The sequence below is a fragment of the Streptomyces sp. ADMS genome (assembly GCF_033441795.1).
Taxonomy (GTDB): Bacteria; Actinomycetota; Actinomycetes; order Streptomycetales; family Streptomycetaceae; genus Streptomyces.
In genome coordinates this window covers 20,601-43,192 of sequence record NZ_JAVFVX010000050.1, presented here as the reverse complement: position 1 = coordinate 43,192, position 22,592 = coordinate 20,601, and the positions used below count along the sequence as shown (strand labels likewise).

The 22,592-nt window shown below is 70.0% G+C and carries 22 protein-coding genes and 1 pseudogene; 12 read left to right on the top strand and 11 right to left on the bottom strand.

Features of this window, described 5'->3' with window-relative positions; all coding sequences use genetic code 11:
* Positions 1-145: 145 nt before the first annotated feature.
* Both RB628_RS22255 and RB628_RS22250 read right to left on the bottom strand, forming a co-directional pair.
* Positions 146-1,213, bottom strand: coding sequence for an aspartate-semialdehyde dehydrogenase (locus RB628_RS22255; RefSeq protein WP_318322268.1), 1,068 nt, complete (start codon positions 1,211-1,213; stop codon positions 146-148).
* The gene (locus tag RB628_RS22250; RefSeq protein WP_318322267.1) at positions 1,213-2,493 is read right to left on the bottom strand and encodes an aspartate kinase; all 1,281 of its coding nucleotides are present in this window, start codon (positions 2,491-2,493) and stop codon (positions 1,213-1,215) included. Before RB628_RS22250 ends, RB628_RS22255 begins: the two co-directional genes overlap by 1 nt.
* A 212-nt stretch (positions 2,494-2,705) precedes the next feature.
* On the opposite strand from RB628_RS22250, the gene RB628_RS22245 reads away from it, so the two are divergent.
* Positions 2,706-3,392 (top strand): response regulator transcription factor, encoded by a 687-nt coding sequence (locus RB628_RS22245; protein ID WP_318322266.1) that lies wholly within the window; start codon positions 2,706-2,708, stop codon positions 3,390-3,392.
* Complete coding sequence (locus tag RB628_RS22240; RefSeq protein WP_318322265.1) at positions 3,389-4,741, top strand: HAMP domain-containing sensor histidine kinase; 1,353 nt, start codon at positions 3,389-3,391, stop codon at positions 4,739-4,741. Before RB628_RS22245 ends, RB628_RS22240 begins: the two co-directional genes overlap by 4 nt.
* A 1-nt stretch (position 4,742) precedes the next feature.
* On the opposite strand, the gene RB628_RS22235 is transcribed toward RB628_RS22240, so the two are convergent.
* The gene (locus RB628_RS22235) at positions 4,743-5,240 is read right to left on the bottom strand and encodes an SgcJ/EcaC family oxidoreductase (RefSeq protein ID WP_318322264.1); all 498 of its coding nucleotides are present in this window, start codon (positions 5,238-5,240) and stop codon (positions 4,743-4,745) included.
* A 272-nt stretch (positions 5,241-5,512) separates the two neighbouring features.
* On the opposite strand from RB628_RS22235, the gene RB628_RS22230 reads away from it, so the two are divergent.
* Positions 5,513-6,502, top strand: a complete 990-nt coding sequence (locus RB628_RS22230) for a hypothetical protein (protein WP_318322263.1) — start codon at positions 5,513-5,515, stop codon at positions 6,500-6,502.
* 114 nt (positions 6,503-6,616) lie between these two features.
* On the opposite strand, the gene RB628_RS22225 is transcribed toward RB628_RS22230, so the two are convergent.
* The 3 genes from RB628_RS22225 to RB628_RS22215 all read right to left on the bottom strand — a co-directional run bounded on the left by RB628_RS22225 (position 6,617) and on the right by RB628_RS22215 (position 8,357).
* On the bottom strand, positions 6,617-7,276 hold the full coding sequence (locus tag RB628_RS22225; protein WP_318322262.1) for a DUF5063 domain-containing protein: 660 nt from the start codon (positions 7,274-7,276) through the stop codon (positions 6,617-6,619).
* Entirely contained in the window at positions 7,269-7,868 is a 600-nt protein-coding gene (recR, locus tag RB628_RS22220; protein WP_318322261.1) for a recombination mediator RecR, read from the bottom strand. The genes RB628_RS22225 and recR overlap by 8 nt, the downstream gene beginning before the upstream one ends.
* Before the next feature lie 141 nt (positions 7,869-8,009).
* A complete protein-coding gene (locus RB628_RS22215; RefSeq protein ID WP_006373444.1) occupies positions 8,010-8,357 on the bottom strand; it encodes a YbaB/EbfC family nucleoid-associated protein in 348 nt (115 codons plus the stop codon).
* Between the two features lie 321 nt (positions 8,358-8,678).
* Here RB628_RS22215 and RB628_RS22210 point away from each other — a divergent pair, with 321 nt between their 5' ends.
* The gene (locus tag RB628_RS22210) at positions 8,679-9,449 is read left to right on the top strand and encodes an SLATT domain-containing protein (protein ID WP_318322260.1); all 771 of its coding nucleotides are present in this window, start codon (positions 8,679-8,681) and stop codon (positions 9,447-9,449) included.
* Between the two features lie 134 nt (positions 9,450-9,583).
* Here the strand turns inward: RB628_RS22210 and RB628_RS22205 are convergent, their stop codons facing one another.
* Positions 9,584-10,078, bottom strand: a complete 495-nt coding sequence (locus RB628_RS22205) for a hypothetical protein (RefSeq protein WP_318322259.1) — start codon at positions 10,076-10,078, stop codon at positions 9,584-9,586.
* Between the two features lie 142 nt (positions 10,079-10,220).
* Between RB628_RS22205 and RB628_RS22200 the strand changes: the two genes are divergently transcribed.
* From RB628_RS22200 to RB628_RS22185, 4 genes are all read left to right on the top strand, one after another.
* Complete coding sequence (locus RB628_RS22200; RefSeq protein ID WP_318322258.1) at positions 10,221-11,600, top strand: aspartate aminotransferase family protein; 1,380 nt, start codon at positions 10,221-10,223, stop codon at positions 11,598-11,600.
* A 102-nt stretch (positions 11,601-11,702) separates the two neighbouring features.
* Entirely contained in the window at positions 11,703-12,590 is an 888-nt protein-coding gene (locus RB628_RS22195; RefSeq protein WP_318322257.1) for a GntR family transcriptional regulator, read from the top strand.
* Positions 12,587-15,022 carry a glycosyltransferase gene (locus tag RB628_RS22190; protein WP_318322256.1) on the top strand — a complete coding sequence of 812 codons (2,436 nt, stop codon included), beginning with the start codon at positions 12,587-12,589 and terminating at the stop codon, positions 15,020-15,022. Before RB628_RS22195 ends, RB628_RS22190 begins: the two co-directional genes overlap by 4 nt.
* 159 nt (positions 15,023-15,181) lie before the next feature.
* Positions 15,182-15,832, top strand: coding sequence for a hypothetical protein (locus RB628_RS22185; protein ID WP_318322255.1), 651 nt, complete (start codon positions 15,182-15,184; stop codon positions 15,830-15,832).
* A gap of 33 nt (positions 15,833-15,865) precedes the next feature.
* Here the strand turns inward: RB628_RS22185 and RB628_RS22180 are convergent, their stop codons facing one another.
* Both RB628_RS22180 and RB628_RS22175 read right to left on the bottom strand, forming a co-directional pair.
* Entirely contained in the window at positions 15,866-16,156 is a 291-nt protein-coding gene (locus RB628_RS22180; RefSeq protein WP_318322280.1) for a hypothetical protein, read from the bottom strand.
* Positions 16,157-16,309: 153 nt separating this feature from the next.
* The gene (locus RB628_RS22175) at positions 16,310-16,762 is read right to left on the bottom strand and encodes a hypothetical protein (RefSeq protein ID WP_318322254.1); all 453 of its coding nucleotides are present in this window, start codon (positions 16,760-16,762) and stop codon (positions 16,310-16,312) included.
* 52 nt (positions 16,763-16,814) lie between these two features.
* On the opposite strand from RB628_RS22175, the gene RB628_RS22170 reads away from it, so the two are divergent.
* Positions 16,815-17,072 (top strand): DUF397 domain-containing protein, encoded by a 258-nt coding sequence (locus RB628_RS22170; RefSeq protein ID WP_318322253.1) that lies wholly within the window; start codon positions 16,815-16,817, stop codon positions 17,070-17,072.
* Between the two features lie 140 nt (positions 17,073-17,212).
* On the opposite strand, the gene RB628_RS22165 is transcribed toward RB628_RS22170, so the two are convergent.
* A complete protein-coding gene (locus tag RB628_RS22165; RefSeq protein ID WP_318322252.1) occupies positions 17,213-17,866 on the bottom strand; it encodes a hypothetical protein in 654 nt (217 codons plus the stop codon).
* A gap of 691 nt (positions 17,867-18,557) precedes the next feature.
* On the opposite strand from RB628_RS22165, the gene RB628_RS22160 reads away from it, so the two are divergent.
* Positions 18,558-19,163, top strand: coding sequence for a Uma2 family endonuclease (locus RB628_RS22160; protein ID WP_318322251.1), 606 nt, complete (start codon positions 18,558-18,560; stop codon positions 19,161-19,163).
* A gap of 67 nt (positions 19,164-19,230) precedes the next feature.
* On the opposite strand, the gene RB628_RS22155 is transcribed toward RB628_RS22160, so the two are convergent.
* Complete coding sequence (locus RB628_RS22155; protein WP_318322250.1) at positions 19,231-20,514, bottom strand: adenylosuccinate synthase; 1,284 nt, start codon at positions 20,512-20,514, stop codon at positions 19,231-19,233.
* A gap of 194 nt (positions 20,515-20,708) precedes the next feature.
* Here RB628_RS22155 and RB628_RS22150 point away from each other — a divergent pair, with 194 nt between their 5' ends.
* Both RB628_RS22150 and RB628_RS22145 read left to right on the top strand, forming a co-directional pair.
* Positions 20,709-21,593, top strand: coding sequence for a diacylglycerol kinase (locus tag RB628_RS22150; protein ID WP_318322249.1), 885 nt, complete (start codon positions 20,709-20,711; stop codon positions 21,591-21,593).
* A gap of 25 nt (positions 21,594-21,618) precedes the next feature.
* Positions 21,619-22,497: pseudogene (locus tag RB628_RS22145) on the top strand (APC family permease); the annotation flags it as partial.
* Positions 22,498-22,592: the final 95 nt, after the last annotated feature.

The window sequence follows — 22,592 nt, the reverse complement described above, 5'->3', positions numbered from 1 at the left end:
CAGAGTTCCTGACTGGATCCTACAAACGTTTTCTGCCATCACCAGAGTAATTTCCGTCAAGATCAGCAGATCGCGGCGGCCCGACGCCGGAGGCCACCCGCAGTCACCAACGGTCGCTCGCGGTAACCAGAGGTGACCCGCGGGGTCAGAACAGTTCGGCCGCCACGAGCTCGGCGATCTGTGCCGTGTTGAGCGCGGACCCCTTGCGCAGGTTGTCCCCGCACACGAACAACTCCAGCGCGGTCGGGTCGTCCAGCGCCCGCCGGACCCTGCCGACCCAGGTCGGGTCGGTGCCGACCACGTCCACCGGGGTGGGGAACTCCCCCGCCTCCGGGTTGTCGAACAGCACGACCCCGGGCGCGGTGGCGATGATCTCCCGGGCGCCGGCGACGGTGACCTCGCCCTGGAAGCGGGCGTGGACGGTCAGCGCGTGCGCGGTGATGACCGGGACCCGTACGCAGGTCACGGCCACGGGGAGCTTCGGGAGCCCGAGGATCTTGCGGGACTCGTCCCGTATCTGCATCTCGTCCGACGACCAGCCGTCCGCCCGGGCCGAACCGGCCCACGGTACGACGTTCAGCGCGACCGGCTCGGGGAACGGCCCCGTCCCCTCGCCCACGGCCCGCCGTACGTCTCCGGGGCTGGTCCCCAGTTCCGTACCGGCGACCAGGGACAGTTGCCGGCGCAGTGTCTCCACGCCGGCCCGGCCCGCCCCGCTCACCGCCTGGTACGAGGAGACCACCAGCTCGCGCAGGCCGTACTCGGCGTGCAGCGCGCCCAGGGCGACGATCATGGACAGGGTCGTGCAGTGCGGGTTGGCGATGATCCCGCGCGGGCGCTGCCGTACCGCGTGCGGATTGACCTCGGGTACGACGAGAGGCACGTCCGGGTCCATCCGGAAGGCGCCCGAGTTGTCGATCACGACCGCGCCCCTGGCGGCGGCGAGAGGTGCCCATCGCTCGGCGATCTCCGCGGGCACGTCGAACATCGCGACGTCGACGCCGTCGAAGGCCTCCTCCGACAGAGCCACCACCTCGACCTCCTCGCCGCGCACGGCCAGCTTGCGGCCGGCCGAGCGCGGGGAGGCGACGAGTCGGATCTCGCCCCAGATGTCCGCGTGCTGGGACAGGATCCGGAGCATGACCGCACCGACGGTGCCGGTCGCTCCCACGACCGCGAGCGTCGGGCGCGCGGTCGATCGGGTGCGCGACATCAGCGGCCGGTGCCTCCGTAGACGACGGCTTCGTCGCTGTCGGAGTCGAGACCGAAGGCCGTGTGCACGGCGCGGACGGCCTCCGGGACGTCGTCCTGGCGGGTGACGACCGAGATGCGGATCTCGGAGGTCGAGATGAGCTCGATGTTCACGCCCGCGTCGGACAGCGCCTGGAAGAAGGAGGCGGTGACTCCCGGGTTGGTCTTCATACCCGCGCCGACCAGCGAGATCTTGCCGATCTGGTCGTCGTAGCGCAGCGAGTCGAAGCCGATCGCGCCCTTCGACTTCTCCAGGGCGTCGATGGCCTTGCGGCCCTCGGCCTTGGGGAGGGTGAAGGAGATGTCCGTGAGGCCGGTCGACGCCGCCGACACGTTCTGCACGATCATGTCGATGTTGATCTCGGCGTCCGCGATGGCGCGGAAGATCACCGCGGCCTCGCCCGGCTTGTCCGGGACGCCGACGACCGTGATCTTGGCTTCGGAGACGTCATGGGCGACTCCGGAGATGATGGCGTGCTCCACCTGCTGGTCCCCTTGCGACTCGGGCTTCTCGTTGCTGACCCAGGTGCCCGGCAGTCCGGAGAAGGACGAGCGGACGTGGATCGGGATGTCGTAGCGACGGGCGTACTCCACACACCGGTGGAGCAGCACCTTGGAGCCGGACGCGGCCAGCTCCAGCATGTCCTCGGAGGAGATCCAGTCGATCTTCCGGGCCTTCTTCACGACGCGCGGGTCGGCGGTGAACACGCCGTCGACGTCGGTGTAGATCTCGCACACCTCGGCGTCGAGGGCGGCGGCCAGCGCGACGGCGGTGGTGTCGGACCCGCCGCGCCCCAGCGTGGTGATGTCCTTCTTGTCCTGGCTGACGCCCTGGAACCCGGCGACGATGGCGATGTTGCCCTCGTCCAGCGCGGTCCGGATGCGCCCCGGCGTGACATCGATGATCCGGGCTTTGTTGTGGACCGAGTCGGTGATGACGCCTGCCTGGCTGCCGGTGAACGACTGGGCCTCATGGCCCAGGTTCTTGATCGCCATGGCCAGCAGGGCCATGGAGATCCGCTCTCCGGCGGTCAGCAGCATGTCGAACTCACGCCCGGCAGGCATCGGAGACACCTGCTCGGCGAGATCGATCAGCTCGTCCGTCGTGTCGCCCATCGCGGAAACGACGACGACCACCTGGTGGCCGTTCTTCTTCGCTTCCACGATTCGCTTGGCGACGCGCTTGATGCCCTCGGCATCGGCTACGGATGAGCCTCCGTACTTCTGCACGACAAGGCCCACGTGCACTCCTCGCTCAGTCCGTCTGCGGTCGGCTCAGTTTAACGAGCGGCCGAAATCCCTTTACGGGGTATCGCATGGTGAGATGTCCCGCTCACCACAGCGGTCTTCGGCCGCTCCGGGACGGCACCTGCCCACCCTTCGGTGGAATACACATGAGAGCCGCGACGACGGCTGTGTATTAAGTTTCAAGGACCAGCCACTAGGGTTCGGCTGTGCACGTACTCCTGGTGGAAGACGATGAACCGGTGGCCCAGTCCCTGCGCCGCGGCCTGCTGCGCTACGGCTTCGAGGTGGCGTGGGTGTCCACGGGCGGCGCGGCACTCAGCCACGACGAACCGTACGACGTCGTCCTCCTCGACCTCGGCCTGCCCGACACCGACGGCCTGGACGTCTGCAGGGCACTGCGCGAACGCGGCGACGTCCCGATCATCGTCATCAGCGCGCGCAGCGACGAGACGGACCGGGTGGTCGGCCTGGAACTCGGCGCGGACGACTACGTCTCCAAGCCCTTCGGCGTTCGGGAGGTCATCGCGCGCATAAGAGCGGTGATGAGGCGTGCCCAGCCGCGCGCCCAGGCCGCCGCGGCCGGCCCCGACCAGTACGGGACCCGGCTGACGATCGACCGCAAGGCCGCCCGGGTCCGCCTGGACGGCGAGGAGGTCGCCCTGGCGCCCAAGGAGTACGACCTGCTGGCCTTCCTCACCGAGGAGCCGGGCGCGCTGATGTCGCGCGAACAGATCATGGAAGCGGTCTGGGACGCGAACTGGTTCGGGCCGACGAAGACGCTCGATGTGCATGTGGCGGCGCTGCGGCGGAAGCTGAAGGGCGCGATCGCGATCGATGCGGTACGGGGCGTCGGCTTCCGGCTGGAGATCGCAAAGGACGCTGAGCTCTCGTGAACCGTCAGCTCATCCGCAGTTACATTCTGCTCGTCGCGGTCGCCATCCTGCTGTTCACGGTCCCGGTGGCGTTCACGCTCACCAAGCAGCTGCGGGACGACACGAAGGTGTCCGTCCAGCGCGAGGCCCAGACCATGGCGCTGCTCCTGGGCAACGGCGACAGAATCTCGTGCGACGCCCTGGAGAAGGTGGCCAAGGCGTACGACGAGGAGACCCTCGGCGCGGTTCAGGTGGCCACCACCAGCTGCGCCCCGAAGCTGCCGAAGCCCGAGACGGACGCGGCCCTGACCCGGGCCGTGCGGGACAACGAACGCACGACCGACTGGGGCTCCGACTTCATCTGGGGCAAGTACCTGACGATCACCGTCCCCGCGCAGGGGGAGTCGGCCGTGCGGATCGTGTACTCGACGTCGGACATGACCAAGCGGTTCTGGAGCATCTGGGGCTTCCGGGCCGGACTCGCCGCGCTGGTGCTGGCCGCCGCCGCCGCGATCGGCGCGTACGCCGCCCGCCGTATCACCGCGCCCCTCCGCGAACTCAACGGCATGGCAAGCAAGTTCAGCGACGGCGACCTGACCGCACGCTCACCGGTGACGGGCCCGCCGGAGACCCAGACCCTGGCGCGCACCCTCAACCAGGGGGCGGAGCGCCTGGACACCCTGGTCGCCTCTCAGCGGATCTTCGTCGCGGACGCCTCGCACCAACTCCGTACCCCCCTCACGGCGTTGCGCCTGGCGCTGGACAACATCGCGGACGGCACCGACGACGAGTTCGTACGGGAGGACGTGGAGCAGGCGACCGCGGAGGTCGTCCGGATGAGCCGTCTGGTCAACGGGCTGCTGGTGCTGGCCCGCGCCGAGGCGAAGGTCACGGCGGCGGAGCCGCTGTCCCTGAGGGACATCGTGGACGAACGCCTGTCGGTGTGGAGGCCGGCCGCCGACGAGCGCGGAGTCACCATCGCGCTCAGGGGGAGTGGGGGTGCCGACGGCCGGCTGCTTGTGCTGGCCAGCCCCGGTCATCTGGACCAGGTACTGGACAACGTGCTGTCCAACGCCCTGGAGGTCTCACCGGACGGCGGGATGATCACCGTACGGGTGCAGGCTCGGGGCGAGGAGATGGAACTGACGGTGGCGGACGGGGGTCCCGGCATGTCGGACGCCGAGAAGTCCCGCGCCTTCGACCGCTTCTGGCGCGGTCAGGGCCTCACCGGGCGCTCCGGCTCCGGACTCGGCCTCGCCGTCGTCAGGCAACTGGTGACGGACGACGGCGGGACGGTGACCCTGGCGGACACGTCCGGGGGCGGGCTGTGCGTCCGGATCACGCTCCGGGCCGCACAGCGCGCGGGCTGAATCAGCCCTCGGGCATCATCGACGAGTGGTGGTTGACGATCAGCCACTTGCCGTCCCGCTTCTCGTACTCGTACGTGTAGCGGGCGTCGACCCTGCTCTTCTCGCCGGTCTTCGGGTCGGTGAGGGTGAAGTAGTACGAGCCGGTGTCGATCGCCGAGTCGTCGTCCAGGACGTTGATGACCGTCTTGGTCTTCGTGCCGACCGGCTTGTTCTCCACGAAGTGGTGGAAGTAGTCCTCGATCTCGGCGTGGTTGGTACGGATCTTGTTGGAGACGGTCGGCAGCAGCACCGCGTCGTCCGCGTACCGGTCGGTGACCTTCGCCGGGTCACCGGTCTGCAGGGTCTCGTTCCAGCCGTCGAAGAGGGCGGCGATCTCCTTCTCGGTGGGCTTCCCGGGCTCGTCGGCACCCGCCGCGCTGACCCCGACCGCCACTGCGGCTGCGGTGGCGAGGGCGGTGGCGGTGACGAGGGCGGCGCGTATGCGGGTCTTGCGGGTCATCGCAACTCCTGTGCGGGTGAGGGGGGTTACTCCCTTCCGCATCTCCTGCGGTGGAAGTGACTCCAGCTTCGCCTTCCGCTGGTTAGCGCCCGTGCAGGAGACGTACAGGGGTCAGGAAGGACCGTTCCAACTCACTTAGGGCACCGGCCCGGTCACGCTCCGGACCGGTGGGTTGCACCATCGGTCCGCCGGTCCCGCCCAGGACGCTCACAGTCGCCCCAGTACGGTGAGGCCGGTCCCAACTCCCGCCCCTCCAGAGGAGAAGCACCCGCATGACGTCCCGGCAGAAACTGTTCACGCTCGGCACGACGACGGCGGTGGCCGCCGCACTGGCGCTCACCGGATGCGGCGGAGGCTCGGAGGACGGTGCCAACGGCGCCGCCGCGAGCCGTGCGGCCAGGGGTGCGGTCACCGAGGCACAGGCGTCGAAGATCCTCGACAACTACGAGACGGTCAACAACAAGGCCAACGCCCAGCAGGACTCAGCACTGTTGGGGACCGTCGAGGGCGGGCAGCTGTACGAGCAGAGCAAGGCCGACTACCGCCTCTTCGAGACCGAGTCGAAGGAGGACCAGGCCGCTTACCGGAAGCCGTTCCACTACACCGGCCGGAAGTACTGGATCCCGGCGGGCAAGGACTGGTTCGCGGTGACGACCAGGTCCGGCGGCTCCAAGGGCGAGGCGCTGCTGGTCTTCGCCAAGGAGTACGACGACTGGAAGCTGATGTCGGCGATCCACTCGGACGTACCGCTCCCGGCGATCGCCACCGACGACTCGGGCCTCGCCACCGCCGTCGACGCCGGCACCCGCGTCGGCACACTCGCCCCGAACCAGATCTCGGCGGCGTACGAGGACCTCTACACGACCGGCGGCAAGAAGGCAGGCACGGGCATCTCGCACACCACGGAGGCCGCGAAGGACGCGCTCGAGACCCACGCGAAGCGCGACAGCGGCAAGAACGCCAAGTTCGCGACCACGGTGTACGTCACCACACCCACCGAGTTCGACACGGTCTACGCCCTGCGCCTCAAGGACGGCGGCGCCCTGGCCGCGCTGCCGACCGCGCACGCCTCGCAGTACGTGATGAAGGCGGCGTACCGCGAGAACTACAACATCACCCCGACCGAGGTGGAGTCGGTCTTCAACGGCCGGGATCGCGACACGGTGGTGAACACCTACCAGGGCATGGCCCTGGCCACCCTCCCGAAGACGGGGAAGCCGTCGGTGGTCGCCCGCGAGTACAGGATCGTGGACTCCCAGTAACGGCGCCCGGGGCCAAGGCGGTTGGGCCGGCCCTCCGCCGTGGCCGGGGTGGCCCAGGGTGACCGGTACCATCGCGGCGCAGGGCCCCGTGGCGCGTCCAGGCCCGTAGGACGGTTACTTGACCGTCCGCAACCCCAGCGGCTCCGCGATCTCCTCCGCCATCACCTTGCCGGCCGCCTCCGCCAGGGCCTCGTCACCGACATCCTGGTCCGTGTCCAGGCCGTCCAGTTCTGCCAGGGGCTGGTTCAGGCGGACGTGGGCGACCAGGGACTGCAGCGCGCGCAGGGTCGCGGACGCCGTCGAGCCCCAGTTGGAGAAGTACGAGAACTGCCACCACCACAGGGCCTCCGTGGTGCGGCCCGCGCGGTAGTGGGCCATGCCGTGACGCAGGTCGGCGATGACGTCGGCCAGGTCGTCGGAGATACGGGCCGGGACCGGGGCCTTGCGCGGCTCGTAGGGGTCGAAGACCTCCGAGTAGACGTCCACCGGGTCCAGCATCAGCGCCAGCCGCTCGCGGATGTCGTCCACGTCCGGTTCCGGGCCCATGTCGGGTTCGTAGCGCTCGTCCGGGAGGATGTCCTCGTGGGCGCCGAGGCGTCCGCCGGCCAGCAGGAGCTGGGAGACCTCCAGGAGGAGGAAGGGGACCGCCGAGTCCGGCTCGTCGCCCTTCGCCACCTCCGTGACGGCCACCAGGAAGCTCTCCACCTGGTCGGCGATCTGGACCGCGAAGTCGTCGGGGTCCTGCGTCGTGTTGTGCAGCGTGGCGTCAGACATCTAGAAGTCGTCTCCCCTCGAAGGCGCGGCCAAGGGTCACCTCGTCCGCGTATTCCAGGTCGCCACCCACCGGGAGGCCGCTGGCCAGGCGGGTGACCCTGAGGCCCATGGGCTTGATCATGCGGGCGAGGTAGGTCGCGGTGGCCTCGCCCTCCAGGTTCGGGTCCGTGGCCAGGATCAGTTCCGTGACCGTGCCGTCCGCGAGGCGGGTCAGCAGTTCCCTTATACGCAGGTCGTCCGGGCCCACCCCCTCGATCGGGCTGATCGCACCGCCCAGGACGTGGTACTTGCCCCGGAACTCACGCGTCCGCTCGATCGCCACGACGTCCTTGGGCTCCTCGACGACACAGATGACCGTGGTGTCCCGGCGCGGGTCGCGGCAGATGTTGCACAACTCCTCCTGCGCCACGTTTCCGCAGGTCGCGCAGAAGCGGACCTTCGCCTTCACTTCGAGGAGGGTGTGCGCCAGCCGCCGTACGTCCGTCGGCTCCGCCTGGAGGATGTGGAAGGCGATCCGCTGCGCGCTCTTGGGACCGACGCCCGGGAGCCGCCCCAGTTCGTCGATGAGGTCCTGGACCACGCCTTCGTACAACGGACTGCCTTTCCTGAGTGTCGGGTGCCGGTTGTCCGGTCGGTGCGTCGGGGACGCCGGGTGCTTCGATCCTGCTGTACGTACCGTAGTTGGCCGCTGCCCGCCTGAGGAAGGCGGGACGGGGGGCGCGCGGTGCGAACGTCAGAACGGCAGGCCCGGAATGCCGCTTCCGCCGCCGCCCAGACCCTGGGCCAGCGGGCCCAGCTTCTGCTGCTGGAGCTGCTGCGCGTTCTCGTTCGCCGCCTGAACGGCCGCCACGACCAGGTCGGCGAGGGTCTCGGTGTCCTCCGGGTCGACCGCCTTCGGGTCGATCTTGAGGGCCCGCAGTTCGCCGGCGCCCGTCACGGTCGCCTTGACCAGGCCACCGCCCGCCTGCCCGTCGACCTCGGTCCGCGCCAGCTCCTCCTGCGCGTTCGCCAGGTCCTGCTGCATCTTCTGGGCCTGCTGGAGCAGCTGCTGCATGTTGGGCTGGCCACCACCGGGGATCACGATCAGCTCCTCGTCGTCCATGTTGTTCATGCCGTCCATACGCGATTCGGCGTTCAGCACGAGCCTACGTGGTCGGCTCTGCCGTCGCTCCAGCACTCTTTCGAGTGAGCCGGTCCTGTGGCCCATACCTGATCAAGGACCTCCTCCGGGCGGAAAAGAAACGAAAGCCCGGTCATCGCCACCCATTGAGCGGTAGGAATGGGGCGGCGCGACAACTTCACGACAGCATCAGGTGTCACACGGGCGCCCGTACGGTGTCACGCACCGTGATGGATTGACCAGTCTGCTCAGTTGCTCAGTTGCTCAGCGAAGGAGTGCCGGGTGAGCCAGCCGGAGATGCAGCCCGAGGGGCCGTCCCAGAGACCGCCCCACGACGGGCGGAGCGAAGGTCTTGCCGGGCTGGGTTTCGCCGGGCTGCGGCCCGGGGACCTCACCGGCCGGCCCTTCCCCCTCGGCGACTGGGGCGAGCCCGCGCCGCGCCTCGACGAGCTGTACCGGTGGGTGGAGCAGGGGGCCCTGGAAACGGCGGCCTGGTACCTCACCGACCGTGTCTGGAAGCGGCGGGGGGCCCGGGTCCTGCGTACGGGCGCCGCGCTCGGGGCGGTCGCCGGGGCCGCGCTGCCGCTGCTCGACCTCACCAGGGTGATGGGCGGGGTCGCCCCCTGGGGGTATCTGGCGCTGCTGCTCGCGGTGGCGTGCGTGGCCGTGGACCGGTTCTTCGGCGTCACCTCGGGGTGGATAAGGGACGTGGCCACCGCGCAGGCAGTGCAGCGGCGGCTTCAGGTGCTGCAGTTCGAGTGGGCGTCGGAGAGCGTACGGGAGGTGTTGGGACCGACCGAGGGGACGGCGGCCGAGGCGGCCGACCGGTGCCTCGGGGTGCTGCGGAGGTTCTCGGAGGACGTGACGGAGCTGGTGCGGGCGGAGACGACGGACTGGATGGTGGAGTTCCGGACGGGCTCCGCGCCGCTGGGGATCCAGTCGACGGGGATGGGCGTGCCCCGACAGGACGCGACGGTCCACCAGGGACGGTTCGGGATCGCACCGGGGGCACGGCCGAACATGCCTCGGCAACGTCCGCCGGAGGCCCGGTGAGCCCGGAGGCCCGGTGAGCCCGGGGGCCCGTCCCCGGAAGCTGTGCTGAACCGATGCGGAAAACGGGGGGCGGTCGGAAACACGACCCGGGCCGCATCCCCCTCCCATCCCCGCCTCCCCTCCGGCTCCCCTCCTCAACAGGGCGTCTCCGGTGCGCTGCTGGTCCCGGTGGGACTCGCCTCACACGCAGTGCTACGTGCTGTTTCGGCCGGGCCCGTCGGTGACGGGACCGACTCCCCCGGTGCCGTCGTGGGCGGAGTGACGGCCGTTCCGTCGTCGCCGTCCAGCAGCGCGACGAGGGAAGCGCCGGCCCCGAGGGCGACGACCAGCGCGGCGGCGCCGAGCGCCAACGACAGCCGGGGCCTCCTGGGGTGGTCCGCCCGCTGTGCCCGCCATACGGCGTAGGGGTCGGATGCGCGGGAGTGCGCCGTGCCGGGGGGCGACATGCTCCAGGCGACCGGCATCTCGGGCTCTTCGAGTTCCGGGTCCCCGGGCCAGACAGGGGGCCGCTGGTTGTGGGGGACGGCGGCGAAGGGCTGCGGATGGGGCCGGGGGTGGTCGTGGGCCGGGTGCGGGGGCGGCCCGTCGGGCAGCGCGTGCTCGGGCGTGACGTCGTCCGGTTCCTCCACGTCGGCCTCTCCCCTCCCTCGCACCCCCGTTCGTACCCCCGTACTTCCCCGTCGGGACACGCGACAACCTGTCGCGTAAAGCGCCCGAGCGCAGACAGGACGCCGATACCCCGCAGTCACCCGGGACACCTACGCTCCCCGCATGACCCCTCAGCCCAACCCACAGGACCTGGCCCAGGCTCAGACCCGGGCCGGCGCGGCCGTGAAGGCCGCCGACCGTGCGCACGTGTTCCACTCCTGGTCCGCGCAGGAGCTCATCGACCCGCTCGCCGTCGCCGGTGCCGAAGGGGCGTACTTCTGGGACTACGACGGCAGGCGGTACCTGGACTTCACCAGTGGGCTGGTCTTCACGAACATCGGGTACCAGCACCCGAAGGTCGTCGCCGCGATCCAGGAGCAGGCCGGGCGGATGACCACGTTCGCGCCCGCGTTCGCCGTCGAGGCGCGGTCGGAGGCGGCCCGGCTCATCGCCGAGCGGACCCCGGGCGACCTGGACAAGATCTTCTTCACCAACGGCGGCGCCGACGCCGTCGAGCACGCCGTGCGCATGGCCCGGCTGCACACCGGGCGGGCCAAGGTGCTGTCCGCCTACCGCTCCTACCACGGCGGCACCCAGCAGGCCGTGAACATCACCGGCGACCCCCGCCGCTGGCCCTCCGACAACGGCACCGCCGGTGTCGTGCACTTCTGGGCGCCCTGTCTCTACCGGTCGAAGTTCTACGCGGAGACCGAGGAGCAGGAGGGCGCCCGTGCCCTTCAGCACCTTGAGGACACCATCGTCTTCGAGGGGCCCGGAACCATCGCGGCGATCATCCTGGAGACCGTTCCCGGCACCGCCGGCATCATGATCCCGCCGCCCGGCTATCTCGCCGGTGTGCGGGCACTCTGCGACCGGTACGGGATCGTCTTCGTCCTGGACGAGGTCATGGCCGGGTTCGGGCGGACCGGTGAGTGGTTCGCCGCCGACCTGTTCGACATCGTGCCCGACCTGATGACCTTCGCCAAGGGCGTCAACTCCGGCTACGTACCCCTCGGCGGTGTGGCGATCTCCGGTGCGATCGCCGAGACCTTCGCCACCCGCCCCTACCCCGGCGGGCTCACCTACTCCGGGCACCCCCTCGCCTGCGCCGCCGCCGTCGCCACGCTCACCGTGATGGCGGAGGAGGACATCGTCGGGCAGGCCGCCCGCACCGGCGAGAACATCCTCGGGCCGGGGCTCAGGGAGCTGGCCGCGCGTCATCCGAGCGTCGGGGAGGTCCGCGGCACCGGTGTCTTCTGGGCCCTGGAACTCGTACGGAACAAGGAGACCCGGGAGCCGCTGGTGCCGTACAACGCCGCAGGTGAGGCCAACGCGCCGATGGCCGCGTTCGGCGCCGCCGCGAAGGCGAACGGACTGTGGCCGTTCATCAACATGAACCGCACTCATGTCGTCCCGCCCTGCAACGTGACCGAGTCCGAGGCCAAGGAAGGGCTCGCCGCCCTGGACGCCGCACTGACGGTCGCGGACGAGTACACCGGGTAATCACACGGGAAAGGTTTCGCGGAACCCGAACGCGTAAGGTGACGTGCTCGTAGACATATGCGAGTACGTCACCCACACGCGCGAAGGGGGAGGGCCCTGACCATGCCCGCCAGCAGCGGCAACGGCACCGTGACCCGCAGCACCCTGCGGCAGCAGATCGCGGACGCGCTCCGCGACGAGGTGCTGGCCGGGCGTCTCCAGCCGGGTCAGGAGTTCACGGTCAAGGAGATCGCCGAGCAGTACGGCGTCTCCGCCACGCCCGTGCGTGAGGCCCTCGTCGATCTGTCGGCCCAGGGCCTGCTGGAGGCCGACCAGCACCGCGGCTTCCGGGTGCACGAGTACTCGCTGGCCGACTTCCGGGGCATGATCGAGGCGCGCGGCCTGGTCACCGACGGCATGTTCCACGGTCTGGCGAAGGGGCTCGTAGCCCCTCCGGCGGGCGGCCCGGCAGACGGTCCGGCGGGCGGTTTCACCGGTGACGGCCGGGGTCCGCGCAGCTTCTTCGTCCGCGCCGGCGATCCCCGTGCCGCCGCCGCCCTCGCCGGTGTACGCCGCCGGGGCGAGGAGGCGCGGCGGGCCGCCACCGCCGGTGAGCTGAACATCCTCATCGGCTACGACCTGCGCTTCTGGCGCGAGCTGGGCGCCCTGTTCGGCAACCAGTACCTCACCGACTTCCTGCACCGGCTGCGCGTCCAGTCCTGGGTGTGCGCGGTGCAGCACCTGCGCGGCCTCGGCGACCTGCGTGGCCGTCTCTGGTCCGGGCACACCGAGGTCGTCGACGCGCTGACACGCCGCGACCTCGCCGACGCGCACCGAATAGTGGACGCGTACGACCTGCACTCCCTCGCGCTCATCGAGGGCCTGGCGAACGGCCACACCGGCCTTCCCGCCGACGGAGGCGAGGAGAAGGGCAGGGGCAAGGACGCAGACGCAGACGCAGAACCGGACGACGACACGGCGCCCGCGGGGAACGGGGACACCCTCGGATGAGTGCTCCCACCCGTACTACCGCCACTCTCGACCTGACCGTCGTCGTGCCCGCCTACAACGAGGAGCACAGGCTCGGCCCCACCCTCGCCGCCATCACCGGCCACCTCCGTGAGAACGAGGGCCGCTGGGGCACCTGGGAGGTGGTGGTCGTCGACGACGGCTCCACCGACGGCACCCGCGATGTCGTCACCGCGCTCACCGACCCCCGCGTCCAGCTCGTCACCAGCCCTCGCAACCGGGGCAAGGGCCACGCCCTGCGCCTCGGCGTCGCCGCCTCGCGCGGCGCCCGCGTCCTGGTCACCGACGCCGATCTGGCCGCCCCCATAGAGGAACTGCGAGTACTGGACAAGGCGCTCACCGAGGGGCACGCGGCGGCGATCGGCTCCCGCTCCGTGCCGGGCTCGACGATCGAGCACCACCAGCACCGGATGCGTGAACTCCTCGGCCGGGCCGGCAACTCCCTGATACGGCGGGTCGCCGTTCCCGGCATACGGGACACCCAGTGCGGCTTCAAACTGTTCGACGGCGACCGGGCCCGTAAGGCGTTCGCCGCGTCCCGGCTCAACGGCTGGGGCATCGACGTCGAGGTCCTCCAGCACTTCCGGCGCGCCGACTGGCCGGTCGCCGAGGTCCCGGTCCGCTGGGCCCACCAGTCCGGCTCGAAGGTACGTCCGCTGGACTACGCCCGCGTCCTCGCCGAGCTGACGGCGCTCAAGACACGCGCGCTCCGCCCGGCCGACCTCCTCGCGGTCGGTCTCTTCCTGCTCATGGCGATCGCCCTGTACGCGGGCCGCTGGCTCGACCCGGCGGGCCGCTACCTCCCCGACTCCCTCCAGGACCAGAACCAGTGGGAGTGGTTCTTCGCGGTCACGGCCGACAACGTCAGTCACTTCCGCAACCCCCTCTTCACCGACCTCCAGGGCTTCCCCGACGGTGTGAACCTCATGGCCAACACGGTCATGCTCGGACTGTCGGTCCCCTTCACGCCGATCACGCTCCTCGCGGGCCCGGCGATCACCCTGGCCCTGGTGATGACGCTCGGCCTCACGGCGACGGCGACGGCCTGGTACTGGCTGATCGTGAAAAGGGTCGTACGGCAACGGGGAGCGGCCTTCGCCGGCGCGGTCCTGGCGACCTTCGCGCCCCCGATGATCAGCCACGCCAACGCGCACCCGAACTTCGTCGTCCTGTTCATGATGCCGCTGATCATCGACCGGGCGCTGAGGCTGTGTGAGGGCGAGCGGGTCCGCCGCAACGGCGCGGTCCTCGGCCTGATGGCGGCGTACCAGATCTTCCTCGGCGAGGAGCCGCTGCTGCTCGCGGCCATGGGGATGGCGTTGTTCGCCCTCGCCTACGCCGTCGTACGCCGGGATGTGGCGAGGGCCGCCTGGCGGCCGCTGCTGCGCGGCCTGCTGACCGGTGTCGCCGTCTGTCTCCCGATCGTCGCCTTCCCGCTGTACTGGCAGTTCTTCGGCCCGCAGAGCTACCACAGCGTGCTGCACGGCGACAACGCCGGCAACAGCCCGCTCGCGCTGTTCTCGTTCGCCGAGCGGTCCCTGATCGCGGGCGACGCGGACCGGGCCAACGACCTCTCCCTCAACCCGACCGAACAGAACGCCTTCTACGGCTGGCCGCTGGCCGCCCTGGCCTTCGCGATCGTCGTACGGCTGTGGGAGCGCCCGGCGGTGAAGGCGCTGGCCTTCACGACGGTCGCCGCGGCCTTCCTCTCCCTGGGCCCCGAGTTCCGCATCCCGCTGGCCGACACCGTGGTGCCGGGGCCGTGGGCGCTGCTCGCGGACAAGCCGTTGTTCGAGTCGGTGATCGAGGGCCGGGTCGCGATGGTCTGCGCGCCCGCGCTGGGCATCCTGCTGGCCATCGCTGTCGAGCGTCTGGCGGGCACCCGCAAACTGTCCACGCGGTGCTTCGGCACCCTGGCCGTCGTCCTCGCCGTGCTGCCGATCGTCCCGGCCCCGCTGAAGTCGGTGGACCGCGTGGAGGTGCCCGCCTTCATCGCGGACGGCATGTGGAAGTCGTACGTCGGCAAGGGCGAGTCGCTCGTGCCGGTGCCGTTGCCCGATCCCGGCAACGCGGAGGCGCTGCACTGGCAGACGGCAGCCGGCCTCGGCTTCAGGCTGCCGGGTGGCTACTTCAACGGGCCGTACGGCGAGAACCGCGTCGGTATCTACGGTGCCGCGCCCCGCTTCACCTCCAACATGCTGCGGGACGTGCGCTACCAGGGCGTCGCGCCGACGATCGGCGACAACTGGCGGGCGCAGGCCAGGAAGGACTTCGCGTTCTGGAAGGCGGGCGTGCTGGTGCTGGCCCCGCAGCACAACGACGGGTTGCTGCGCGAGACGCTGGAGCAGCTGACGGGCGAGCCGGGCAGGTGGACGGGCGGAGTGTGGGTATGGGACCTGCACGACGGGTCGTGACCTCGGACGCCTGGCAGGCCAGGACCTGTTCGTGACCTGTTCCTGTCGCTGTCTGGCCCATCACGCAGGGGTCCGACCCGCTTACGACCCACTACGCTTCCCTGACTGCTCTGCCCACGGTGCCTGACCACCGCCTACGACGATGCGAGGAGTTCTCCTTTGGCCTGTGACCTGTGGCTGGTCCCACTCGTCGACGTGCTGTGTCACACCCCCGACAACCCCTTCGCCGAGGAACTCGCGCTCTACGACAAGGTGCTGGGCGAGGCCGGACTGCCGCCGGTGCCGGTGTACGCGTACATGCCCGGGCTGTCCGGTGACGTGGCCCCGATCGCGGGCTTCGACTACGACGCGCTGCACTTCCTGCGCCGCGCGTATCTCCTCCAGGTGTGCGGCCTGCCGGTGACGCCGGTGGACGAACTGGGCGGTGACTACGAGCAGTTGCTGGAGATGTTCGAGACGACCGCCCAGCAGTCGCACCTGGTCTGGCACTACGACCACGCGGGCGCGTACGTCCCGGTGGACTTCCCGCATCCTCTCTCCAGCGACGAACTCCTGGCGGGGGGCGGCCCGTTGGGCTCGTCCCAGACCCTGCTGCGGGAGCTGGAGCTCGTCGCGCCCTCGATCGGCATCGACCCGGCGAACCCCCCGATGGCCCCGACCCCGCCGCTCACCCCCACGTCACTGGAGGAACCGGCGGCACCGGCACCCTTCGACGCGAGCCCGTTCGCCCGGGAACGGCATGTGTGGCTGGGCCTGAACGCGGCGGCGACGCGGAGCCTGGCCCAGGGGTCGATGATCGTCTTCAGCTGAGCGGCGGCACCCGGGCCCCGGCACCCGTCGCGCTCACCGGATCCGGGAAAGACCCTTCTGCAGGTCGTCGGCGTTCATGACGGGTGTGAACGAGACCTTGGCGTTGAACTGGGCGAAGAACGGCTCTGCCGTGGGCGGGATGTCGGAGCTGTCCTTCAGGTCGATGACCAGCCAGCAGGTCCGGCACCCGTCCTCGGGACCGAAGTACGCCGCTTCCGGCTTGAGGTGGTCGATGGTCTCCTTCAACAACTCGGGCAGCTTGCCGTTGCGTATGCCCTCGTTGCTCTTCTCCGTGTCGAACTGCGCCTTGAGCAGGACGCGCATAGCACTCACCTTCTCCTTGGGTGACGATTCGAGTGCGTATTCTGCGGTTTCCACCTTATGCCGGTTACGAGCGGTTGGCGCGCACGTGTTCGCCCACCAGGGCGGGGCTCGTCCCGCGTCCGGGAACGGCCCCACCCCGGCCGACGGCCTCCGTCAGCCCTGCTCGACGATCCGGATCGTACGAACTCCCGTACCGCGGTAGCGCGTGGGAGTTCTGGTCAGGACGGGCCGCCCACGGGGCCACTCGACGGTGGGCAGGGCGAGATGGAGTACATGAGCACCACTCCAGTCCGGCTCAGCCTTGTCTCCCGACCCCTCCTCGCCCGCGACGGCCGTCCGCAGCCGCCTGCCCACAGCGGTCGCCCCCGCGAAGTCGAGCCCCTCGATGTTGACGGACGGCAGCGCTCCGACATGTTCGGCCACTCCCGCCCGCTCACGCTCGGCGGCGGCCAGGCTGAGCGCCGGGACACAGACCCGCAGGGCAGGGTCCTTCTCGGCCTCGACGACCAGCCGGGAGGCCATGCTGTTGCCCGCGCCGAGCGCGAGCGCGGCGGTGTCGTCGAAGATGACGGCACGCGACAGCGGGTACGACTTCTTCTCGGTCACTGGACCTCCCCGATGCGCCCGGCCTCATCGAACGGTTGGCAGGAGAGGAACCATGAGCGACGCCAGTGCACTGCGGTGGTTCAAGTCCAGCTACAGCGACGGCGGCGGCGGCGGTAACTGCGTCGAAGTCGCCTACGCCTGGCGCAAGTCGACATACAGCGACGGTGGCGGCGGGGACTGCGTGGAGATCGCCCCCTGCCCCCACACCCCCACCGCCGCCATCCACGTCCGCGACTCCAAGAACCCGACCGGCCCGAACCTCACGGTCACCGGCGAGGCCTGGGCCGCGTTCCTCTCCCCTACCGCCTGACCCACATCCTCAGAGGCATCGTCCGCGCCGCCGAACAAGCCCGCGAAGTCCTCCACACGAAACCCGGGACGCCTCAAGCGGCACCGCCGAGCCACCACGGGAAGGCCAGTGACGGGTCCCCGTGCGCCGCTCAACCCGCCTTACCTGCCTGCTGGGTGACGGGTCGTCAGCCATCCGCTCGCACCCCGCCCGAGGTGGACCTCGCGCGGACCACGGAACCCGAGGGACCGCAGCTGGTCCCCGTGGCGGGGGGACATCGTGATCGCGACGGCGGTCGCGTCCTCGCCGTCGACGGCACGCAGGCCCGGGGCCAGCAGGTCGGCGGCCACGGTGTGGTCCCAGGCGCTCGTGTCGTCCAGTGCGCCGACGATGAACACCTTCCAGTGCGGCAGGTCGGGTTCTACGTCCTTCAGCCACATCGGCAGGACCGGACAGTCGTCCGGGCCGGTGGCGAGTTCACGGGCGAGCAGGCTGCTGAAGCGGGTGTCGGGGGGCTCGGACCCGACGCCGGGCGGCAGCCAGACGGCGGCGGCGAGGAGCCCGCCGTCCGGCCGCTCGGCCACCCAGATCCGACCCTCTTCGAGGGCGTAGTGGGCCAGCACCAGCCGCATGGCACGCTGCGTCTGCTCCCAGTCCGGCAGGACGAAGTCACGCGAGGACGAGGGCTGGGGCGACGCGATCATGCGCACCACTGCGGGCACGTCCACAAGTTCCGCAGCGCGCACGGTCGCCCAAGGACGCAGCTGAAGCGTCGTCATGGCGGTCAGATTCGTCATGGTCGTCACGGTGGTCATGTTCGTGGTCTCCATTTCAGGCGGCCCGGCTCATGCCGGTGAGAATCGGGGCGGGTCGCAGGCCCGGCACCGAGCCCGGCACGGCGAGGTACGCGCGGCTGGTCGTAGCCGACGTCGGGGCGGGCGGGGCGATCGTGGTGGGACTGGGACTGGGACTCGGACCGAGGCTGGAACTCGGGCTGAGGGCTGCTGAGCAGGACCACGCCCCGGGCAGCCGCCGCCGCGCCGGCCAGGGCGAGCAGGGTGCCGGTCGAAACGGTTTCGTATCGACAAGCTACGGGGGCCTGGATCGAAACGCAAGCGTTTCTTTAGAGCCCGCGAGATCCCGGCCCGACCAGCTCCAGCAGTCCCGACGTGGCAGACCTCCGCAACCGGTCGCAGCGCCCGAAGACCGGGATCAACCACGCGGGCGTCCGGTACGACGGCGGCTCCAAGTACTTCACCCTGGACCCGGCCGGAATCTCCCGCGTGGAGCTCAGCGACACGCACGACATCGGCTCCCGCCACCGCTACCCACCGACATCCGCATCCGCTCGTCGCACCTCGACGGGGCATCGGGCGACAACGCGGACGACGCACGGGGCGTGGAAGTACTGCGCCTTCACCACGCGAGATGAGCGAACCTGCTGCCACACAGTGCGCGCATTCTACGCTGAGTGGCTACTGGCCTGTCTCAGGGCAAAGGCGCATCATGACGTTGATGACAGAGCGACCGATCACGATAAGCGGCACGGAGTCCCCCAGCTTCGAGGGCTTGCTGGACGCCCTCGACGAGCTGTACGTGCCGGACGGCTACAGGGCCGAGATCATCAAGGGGAACATCGTCGTGTCGCCGTGGTCGAAGGCGTACTACGCCGACGTGATGGATCTGGTCTGCGACCAGTTGCGCCCTCATCTGCCCGAGGGGCACCGCATCAGCTGGGGACCCTTGTTGTACGTGTTCCCGGGCGCCGAGCGTGCCTACGGGCCCGACATCCACGCCGCCCACCGGCGTACCCGTCGGACGACCAGCAACCGTCTGGACGGAGAAGGCCTCTCCTTCGTCGCGGAGCTGACCTCCCCCTCCACCCGGACCGACGACCTGACCGACAAGGTCGAGACCTACGGCAGGGCGGGCGTCCCCGTCTACCTGGTCCTCGACATGCAGGAGGAGGAGGCCAGCCTGTTCCTGGGCCCGTACGAGAACGGCTACAAGTCCCGTCTCACCAAGCCGTTCGGGGAGAAGCTCTACATCCCCGACCCCTTCGGCTGCGAACTCGACACCGCGGGGTTCCAGGCTCCTCCGGCCGAGAGCTGACTCCGAGACGAGAGGTGGGGCACCCCGTCGGACGGGGTGCCCCACCTTTCGTCCTTTCGCCCGCGGATCAGAGGAACGAGTTGATCTCGATCGTCTCCGTGCGCCCCGGCCCGACCCCGATCGCCGAGATCGGAGCGCCGGACATCTCCTCCAGCGCCTTCACGTACGCCTGGGCGTTCTTCGGAAGGTCCGAGAACGACTTGGCCTTCGTGATGTCCTCCGACCAGCCGGGGAGGGTCTCGTAGACCGGCTTCGCGTGGTGGAAGTCGGTCTGGGAGTACGGGAGTTCCTCGACACGCTTGCCGTCGATCTCGTACGCCACGCAGACCGGGATCTCCTCCCAGCCGGTGAGGACGTCGAGCTTGGTGAGGAAGAAGTCGGTCAGGCCGTTCACGCGGGTCGCGTAGCGGGCGATGACCGCGTCGAACCAGCCGCAGCGCCGGTCGCGGCCGGTCGTGACGCCCCGCTCGCCGCCGATGCGGCGCAGCGCGTCGCCGTCCGCGTCGAAGAGCTCGGTGGGGAAGGGGCCGGCGCCGACCCGGGTCGTGTACGCCTTGAGGATGCCGATGACCCGGCTGATCTTCGTCGGGCCGACGCCGGCGCCCGTGCAGGCGCCGCCCGCGGTCGGGTTGGACGACGTGACGAAGGGGTACGTGCCGTGGTCGATGTCCAGGAGCGTGCCCTGGCCGCCCTCGAAGAGGACCACCCTGTTGTCGTCGAGCGCCTGGTTGAGGACCAGGACGGTGTCGGTTACGTACGGCTTGAGCCGGTCCGCGTAGGTGAGGAGTTCCTCGACGACCTGGGCGGCCTCGATCGCCCGGCGGTTGAAGACCTTGGTGAGGAGCTGGTTCTTGCCGTCCAGCGCCGCCTCGACCTTCTGCGTCAGGATCGACTCGTCGTACAGGTCCTGGATGCGGATACCGACCCGGTTGATCTTGTCGGCGTAGGTCGGGCCGATACCGCGGCCCGTCGTCCCGATCTTCCTCTTCCCGAGGAAGCGTTCCGTCACCTTGTCGACGGTCACGTTGTAGGGCGTGATGATGTGAGCGTTACCGCTGATCAGGAGCTTGGACGTGTCGACGCCTCGCTCGTTCAGCCCGTTCAGCTCGGAGAACAGGACCGACGGGTCGACGACGACGCCGTTGCCGATGACGGGTGTGCATTCAGGTGTGAGGATTCCGGAAGGGAGGAGGTGCAGGGCGTACTTCTGATCGCCCACGACTACCGTATGGCCGGCGTTGTTGCCGCCCTGGTAGCGCACCACATAGTCCACAGACCCACCAAGCAGGTCTGTAGCCTTCCCCTTGCCTTCGTCACCCCACTGAGCACCGAGCAGCACAAGTGCGGGCACGCGCGTACACCCCTTCCGGGCGGGGCATGTCCAAGGTCAGGGACGTACGCGACACACGACTCGTCGCATGCCTCGTACACCGGCGGCCTTCGTTGGCCGCAACCCGTCGGACCGGATGCCCCGGAATAGACGAAGCCCCTGGCGCAATAGCGCAAGGGGCTCTTGCACAAAGATGCTACCCGAGGAAGCGAGGCATGACCGAGGTGGCGACTTCCGACCAGCTCTTCGTGGTCATCGACCCGGTCGCCCGGCGGACGGACGGCGAGTCCGTACGCATCGCGAAAGACGTGCTCAGCGCGGGTGCGACCACAAAAGTATGCCTCCCGGAGGGGCCCGAGGAATTCGCTCGCGCACTCGCCCGGCGAGGCTCCCGGCGCCCGGTGGTGATCGGCGACGACCGGGCCCTGCTGCGTACCGTTGCCCTGCTGCACCGGCAGCGGGAGCTGGCCGGATGTGCGCTGTCGGTCGTCCCGGTGGGCGCGGCCGGAGTCCTCTCCCTGGCCCGTTCGCTCGGCGTCCCCATGGGCGCGGTGGCCGCGGCGCGGGCCGTCCTGGAGGGCGCCGAACGCCGCCTGGACCTTCTCGTCGACGACAGCGACGGGGTGGTGGTGGGCGCGGTGCGGATTCCGGCGGCACGGGGGGCGGGCGACGGCTCCGAGGAGGGGGACGCGGAGGCTGGGGCTTCGGTACACCCCTGGCTGCGGAGCTGCCAGTCCCTGGTACGGACACTGGCGGGGCGGCCGGTCCGGGGGACGCGGGGATCACGGGTGGCCCCGGTGCCGGGTGGCCTCGGGCCCTCGCGGCTGCGCGTCGAGGTGGACGGGGTGACCCTGGTGGACCTGGACCAGCCGGTGGAGGCGGTGACGCTGACGCGCGGGGAGGCCGGGGGTGCCCGGGTGGAGGTCCGCCCGGTGTCGGTGGGCGCGGAGGCGTCTCCACTGGGGGCGGTGGGGCGGCGGGTGACGGTGTCCGGGGCGGATTTCCGGTACCGGGCGGACGCGGGGCTGGTGAGCGGGCCGGTGCGGAGGCGGACGTGGGTGGTGCGGGAGGGGGCGTGGGGGCTGACGTTGCCGGCGTGAGTCGCCCCCGCCGCCCCTACCCCTCCAGGGCACCAGCGCCGGCCTCGGCCTCTTCTTCGCCTTCTGGTCCTGGGTCGGCTTCGAGTCGACGGCGATGTACGGCGAGGAGTCCCGCGCCCCGAAGAGGATCATCCCCAAGGCGACGATGATCAGCGTCCTGGGCGTCGGCGTCTTCTACGTCTTCGTCTCCTGGATGGCGATCACGGGCAACGGTGAGGCGGAAGCGGTGAAGGCGGCCTCCTCCGCGAACCCCCTCGCCCTGTTCTTCAACCCCACCGAGCAGTACGTCGGCCACTGGGCGGTTGTCGTCATGCAGTGGCTGATGATCACCGGCTCGCTGGCCTGCGGCATGGCCTTCCACAACTGCGCCGCCCGCTACATGTACGCCCTGGGCCGCGAGGGCGTGCTCCCCTCCCTCAAGAACACCATCGGCCGCACCCACGCCGCCCACGGCTCCCCGCACATCGCGGGCCTCGTACAGACGGTCATCAGCGGCGTCCTGCTCGCCGCGTTCTGGGCCGCGGGCAAGGACCCGTACACGGGTACGTACGTCCTGCTGGCCATCCTCGGCACCATGGCGATCCTCGTCGTCCAGGCCGTCTGCTCCCTCGCGGTCCTGGCCTACTTCCGCAGGAACCACCCGGAGAGCCGCCACTGGTTCCGGACGTTCACGGCGCCGCTCGTCGGCGGTCTCGCGATGCTCGCGGTGGTGGTGCTGCTGGTGTCCAACATGGGCGTCGCGGCGGGCTCGGAGTCGGACTCACTGGTGCTCAAGTCCACTCCGTGGCTGGTCGCACTGATCGCGGCGGGCGGCATCGGCTACGCCCAGTACCTCAAGCGACGCTCCCCCGAGCGGTACGCGCTGCTGGGGCGGACGGTGCTGGAGGAGACGAAGGAGCGATAGCGCTCCGCTGGAAGCGCCGCGGGCACCGTCGCAGGGAAGAGGCGCGGAGAAGCGCCGCAGGCACCATCGCAGGGAAGCGCCACGGGAACCGTCGC